This is a genomic window from Halothiobacillus sp., from assembly GCF_027346185.1.
GTDB lineage: Bacteria > Pseudomonadota > Gammaproteobacteria > Halothiobacillales > Halothiobacillaceae > Halothiobacillus.
Genome location: NZ_DAIESY010000048.1, coordinates 1 through 4330, shown reverse-complemented (window position 1 = coordinate 4330; position 4330 = coordinate 1). Strand labels below are relative to the sequence as shown.

Genomic DNA, 4330 nt, shown 5'->3' with positions numbered 1-4330 from the left:
ATGATCATCGGCTGGTGATCGTTGCACACTTTTTCCATTGTTTTAGCAAAGTTGGCGCGTGCTGCTGTGTAACTGATCGCGTTCATGGGGAGCACCTAAAGCTTATTCTGTACATTAAACCGTACAGAAAGTGTAACGGTTGATGCGATGAACCGTCAATGCGTCGCGGCAAATCTAATGACGCGAGGGACGGCGCCATGCTCGGCAATCATGAAAACCCTCCGATGTCTTGGTACACCTCAGCCACGCTGGCGGTCAGATCAAGGCATTCAATGGTGAACGCGCCCTCGGCATGAACTTCCGGTAGCCAGACGGTACGGCGGCGGTAGATTTCAATTTGAGGGTAATCTTGTGCGACGAATACATATTCTTGCAGGCTGGGCAGGGTTTGGTATGCCAGTATTTTCTCGCGTCGGACGATGCGCTCGGTGGTTTCTGAGAGCACTTCGATAATCAGGGAAGGTTGGGTGGCGTAAAGCGGGTGCCTATCCTTTGGCTTGCAAACGACCATGAGATCGGGGTAGTAGAAAGTTGTTTCTCCGAAGTTATCCAGCTTGAGCTTGAAAGCTGAGGCAAAGCAACGGCAAGCATGTATCCGGCTTGCGGGTAGCAATATCGAAATCAGTGAGCCTGTGATTAAACAATGCCGCATGCTGGCATCGTCCCGAGGATAGATTTTGCCGCCGAGATACTCATGACGAATTTCACTGACTTCTTCGTTGCGAAGGTAGTCTTCCACACTGAGCGATTGGTCAGTAAAGGCGCTCTGATTCATGCCAAAATCATCCGGTGGTGTGTTGTTCTGAACGCCCCAGGTTTTGCTGGCGGCGTGATGGTTGCCGAAGGGAGCGTCCACCGAGCCTGAAGTGAGAAACCTGCATCACCCCCCGCCCCGCAATCCCCTTGTTTCAAGGTGGCTGCGATGCCGAGTTGCGTTTAAATATCCCGCAACAGTGCGTTAATGCCGACTTTGCTCAAGGTTTTTGCATCGACCTTTTTAACGATCACGGCGCAGTACAGGCTGTATTTGCCACATTTGGAAGGCAGGTTGCCGGATACGACGACCGAACCCGCCGGGATGCGACCATAGGTGACTTCACCGGTTTCGCGGTCGTAGATTTTGGTGGATTGGCCGATGTACACGCCCATGGAGATCACCGAGCCTTCTTCGACGATGACGCCTTCCACCACTTCGGAGCGGGCGCCGATGAAGCAGTTGTCTTCGATGATGGTGGGCGCGGCTTGCAGCGGTTCGAGCACGCCGCCGATGCCGACGCCGCCGGAAAGATGCACGTTTTTACCGATTTGTGCGCAGGAACCGACGGTGGCCCAGGTATCGACCATGGTACCTTCATCGACATACGCGCCGATGTTGACATACGAGGGCATCAGCACCGCGCCTTTGGCGATGAAGCTGCCGCGACGGGCAACGGCGTTGGGTACGACACGGATGCCGGCTTCTTCGAATTGCGTTTGATCCCAGTTGGCGAATTTGGTCGGCACTTTGTCGAAATAGCGCAGGTCACCGCCTTGAACAACTTCATTCGGGTTGAGGCGGAAGGACAGCAACACGGCTTTTTTAAGCCATTCGTTGACGACCCAATCGCCGACGCCACGGCGTTCGGCCACGCGCAGTTGCCCCGCATCGAGCATGCCGAGCACGGTATTCACGGCATCACGCACGGCTTGGGGAGCCTCGGCCGGGGTGATGTTCGCGCGGTCTTCAAAGGCGGTTTCGATGGTGTTTTTCAGGGCGGTGAGGTCGGTCATGTGGGCACTCTCTGGAAGTTTTTTCGATGCAACATTCTAACAGCTTGCCATTGGAATGCGTGGGGAATGCGGGCGGTGGTTATTCAAGATGCAGGCGGACAATGGCCACCCAGGTATCGGGCTGGTTGCAATGTTGGATGTATTGCACGTCGGGTTGCAGAAAGATGCGCGGGGTGATTCGCGCAATGTAGGCCACTTCCAGCAGCCGCTCGTTATCGCCGCTGTGATTTAGATGCAGTGTGGCCGCACCGAGCGTGAGGTAATCGTCCGGTCGATGCGAGAACGGTGCTTGCCAATTGAGGCCTGCGCCAAGGTATCGGTTCGCTCCGGTGGCTTGTGCATCCATGCCAGAGGCAAAGCTGGCGCGAATAAAGCCGCTGATTTGCTGGTGTTGCCTTGAACTGAGCGGCGTTTCGGCACTGAGATAGCCGCCGCGCAGATCCGGCTGGCCATTGCCTCGTTTTTGCCAGCCGCCGAGTTTGATGGCCGTACCCTCGCGTGGTCGCCATTGGCCTTCAGCGATGTTCAAAACGCCATGAGAGAATGGCCGGGTTTGTTGATCGACATCGCCTTGAATCAACCCGACCTTTACTGCGAAGGGAGCGGTATCCGGATTGGTGGCGCTGCCGATGCTGGTCACGAGCCCGGTGCCGTTCTTGGGGAATGTCGATGCGGCGAAATTGTCGGTGAGCGTCGGGTCGATTCCAAACGAACTATTCAGCAATTGCGTGGCGCTGTCCGTGCTGTCGAATTCAGCGTTCAAATCGAATACACCCAATCGGGTGTTCAGACCAATATGAGATGAGTTCAACCAGTTCTGTTGCCAGAATGCGGTGTTGAGCACCAGCGCATTTCGATTGCCCTCGATATTACTCGGGTTGGTGTCTGCGCCGATCAATTGTGCATTGGCATCGCCCACGCGAGTCGCCATGAGTGAGAAATTGAACACGCTGTTGGGCAGACCAAGACGATCTCCCTTTAGGGTAAAACCGCCCACCGCGACGCTATCGAGCGCGTTGCCGCGACGAATACCGCCGGAGAGATTATTCACCCAATCGGTGTCCCAGTGGCCGTATAGAGAAAAAATCTGTGATTCGTCCAATGGCGGTGCGTGGCTGGCAGCCGTGGGCGGGGATAGATCCTGCATTTCCTCCGAGCCAATGATCGGGTCGATGTTGTCGTCGGCTTTTGCGGTATGGCCGACGATCAATGTGCCGATCAAACAGAGTGCGGCAATGAGTTTGGGGCGGGAGGGTTTATTCATGGATTGCAATGATAATCAGTCTCATTTCTTTTTTGTATTGTCGGCTGAATATTTTTGCATCGGGGGCTGGATCGATCGCAGGAGTAAGTTACGCTATGACTTGTCTTTTCCGGGCACGTTCCGGGCTTGTTCTGCTGTGTTGTTGCCATCACGTTCGTGGTAACTGAGGAGGGACATCGATTCATGCGATCAATAGCGGTTATTGGTGGTGGAATTACGGGTGTGACGACGGCCTACGCGTTGGTCAAGCGCGGCTTTGCGGTGACGGTTTTTGAAAAGAACCGCTATGCCGCGATGGAGACGTCGTATGCCAATGGTGGTCAGCTTTCGGCTTCGAATGCGGAGGTGTGGAACAGTTGGTCCACGATTTTGCATGGGGTGCAATGGATGATGCGCCCGGACGCACCCTTGCTGGTGAATCCCAAACCGAGTTGGCACAAGTTGAGCTGGTTTGCCGAGTTTGTCGCCAATGTGCCGCACTATAAGCGAAATACCATTGAGACGACACGCCTTGCGATTGCCGCGCGGCAGTATCTGTTCGACTGGGCGGAACAAGAACAGATCGATTTCGATTTGAAGAGGCAAGGTATCCTGCATTTTTACCGTTCACGAGCGGGGTTTGAACACGCGGGGCGGGTGTCGAAGCTGCTGGCTGCTGGCGGGTTGCCACGCCGGGCGGTAACGCCGGAAGAAATACGAGCGATCGAACCGACGCTTAAAGGGCAGTTTTACGGGGGCTATTTCACGGAAAGCGATGCCAGCGGGGATATCCACAAGTACTCGAACGGTCTCGCGGCCGCGGCCGAGCGATTGGGGGCTTGCTTCCTGTGGAATTGTGAAGTTATGGCCGTCCGCCACGCGGGGCAAACAATCGAGATCGACGCAGAAGAATTGCCGGGTTCGACTGCACCGCAGACGCTGACTTTTGATGGCGTGGTGATTTGTGCAGGGGTGCATAGCCGAAAATTGGCCACTGCCTTGGGCGATCGGTTGAATGTCTACCCGGTCAAAGGGTATTCGATTACCGTGCCGCTGACGGATGAGCAAAGCCAGCAGGCTGTGCCGAATGTCAGCCTGTTGGACGATGAAACCAAGCTCGTGTCCAGCCGCTTTGCGGGGCATTCAACGGGAAGTGTGGGCAGTGATCGGTTGCGAGTTGCCGGTACGGCGGAGTTCAACGGTTATAACCGGGATATTCGAGCCGATCGAATCAAACCGCTGGTCGATTGGGTTCAGGCCAATTTCCCCGAGATCAATACGCGGCAGGTCATTCCCTGGGCAGGTTTGCGCCCGATG

Annotated in this window: 4 protein-coding genes and 1 pseudogene; 1 reads left to right on the top strand and 4 read right to left on the bottom strand. The window is 55.5% G+C overall.

Features of this window, described 5'->3' with window-relative positions; all coding sequences use genetic code 11:
* From M7R55_RS03620 to M7R55_RS03605, 4 genes and pseudogenes are all read right to left on the bottom strand, one after another.
* Nucleotides 1–86: pseudogene (locus tag M7R55_RS03620) on the bottom strand (type II toxin-antitoxin system prevent-host-death family antitoxin); the annotation flags it as partial.
* A 122-nt stretch (nucleotides 87–208) separates the two neighbouring features.
* Nucleotides 209–856 (bottom strand): Uma2 family endonuclease, encoded by a 648-nt coding sequence (locus M7R55_RS03615; protein ID WP_298218593.1) that lies wholly within the window; start codon nucleotides 854–856, stop codon nucleotides 209–211.
* 80 nt (nucleotides 857–936) lie between these two features.
* Nucleotides 937–1770 (bottom strand): 2,3,4,5-tetrahydropyridine-2,6-dicarboxylate N-succinyltransferase, encoded by an 834-nt coding sequence (dapD, locus tag M7R55_RS03610; RefSeq protein WP_298218591.1) that lies wholly within the window; start codon nucleotides 1768–1770, stop codon nucleotides 937–939.
* 79 nt (nucleotides 1771–1849) lie between these two features.
* The gene (locus tag M7R55_RS03605; protein WP_298218589.1) at nucleotides 1850–3034 is read right to left on the bottom strand and encodes a carbohydrate porin; all 1185 of its coding nucleotides are present in this window, start codon (nucleotides 3032–3034) and stop codon (nucleotides 1850–1852) included.
* Between the two features lie 183 nt (nucleotides 3035–3217).
* Between M7R55_RS03605 and M7R55_RS03600 the strand changes: the two genes are divergently transcribed.
* Nucleotides 3218–4330: D-amino acid dehydrogenase (locus tag M7R55_RS03600; protein WP_298218587.1), on the top strand; the 1113-nt coding region annotated here is incomplete at its 3' end.

What these genes read in the sequence shown, in the direction of transcription:
- M7R55_RS03605 (WP_298218589.1), bottom strand. Translation starts at nt 3,034, where the DNA reads ATGAATAAACCCTCCCGCCCCAAACTCATTGCCGCACTCTGTTTGATC.
- dapD (WP_298218591.1), bottom strand. Translation starts at nt 1,770, where the DNA reads ATGACCGACCTCACCGCCCTGAAAAACACCATCGAAACCGCCTTTGAA.